Here is a 714-nt window from a genome sequence, read left to right as displayed (position 1 = left end):
CTCACCTTGTCCCGCGACTTAACCGGCTAGGAAACGTTTCTCATCGAACACCTTCTGATTTTTCAGCATGTAGTAAACGCAACGGCCCACCTTGTGTGCCAGAGCAGACAGTGCCTTAGCTTTGCTCATGCGCTTTTGTAATTTGAGTAAGTGGGCTTTGGCTTTGTCATTGCCGCGCAGATAAAGCACGGCAATCTCACCGAAAGCCCACTTCAGATGGGCATTGCCGATTTTATTGCCCTGAGTGCCATAGCTTTTGCCGGCGGATTCGGCTTTGCATTTAATCAGCCGGCTGTAGGAAGCAAAGTCCTGTACCGTGTTAAAGCGGGCTATATCACCAATCTCATACAGAATGGTGAGTGCCAGAATCCGACCAATACCGGGGAAACTGGTGAGAATGTGATAATCACTACCGCTATGATGTTTCGCATGCTTTTCAATAAAACATTCAACGGAGCTGAGTTCGTGTTTGTAAAACGCGATAATATTAAGGTCGAGGTCGATATTGCGTTGTACACAATCATCGTCAAAGCGATTTCGCATGGCTTTGCGGGCAAAGTCATACCGCAAGTTCAGATCCATTGGCGGCAAATTGTATTGACTGGTCGTGTTTTTGACGTGCGCTTTTAAATCTGCACCATGGCGGACGATACGAGTGCGACGCCGAAGTAAGTCACGGGCAGCTCGCATCTCGGGTGGATAAACATAAGCCAT

1 protein-coding gene is annotated in these 714 nt (G+C 48.0%); it reads right to left on the bottom strand.

Annotated features, from left to right (window positions below):
• Window positions 1-18 precede the first annotated feature (18 nt).
• On the bottom strand, window positions 19-714 hold a 696-nt coding region (locus WG68_RS18945; protein WP_046559281.1), incomplete at its 5' end, for an IS110 family transposase.

The organism is Arsukibacterium ikkense, from assembly GCF_000987775.1.
Taxonomy (GTDB): Bacteria; Pseudomonadota; Gammaproteobacteria; order Enterobacterales; family Alteromonadaceae; genus Alishewanella; species Alishewanella ikkense.
Note: the sequence above shows the minus strand (reverse complement) of the source record. Positions and strands in the feature narration are given on the sequence as shown.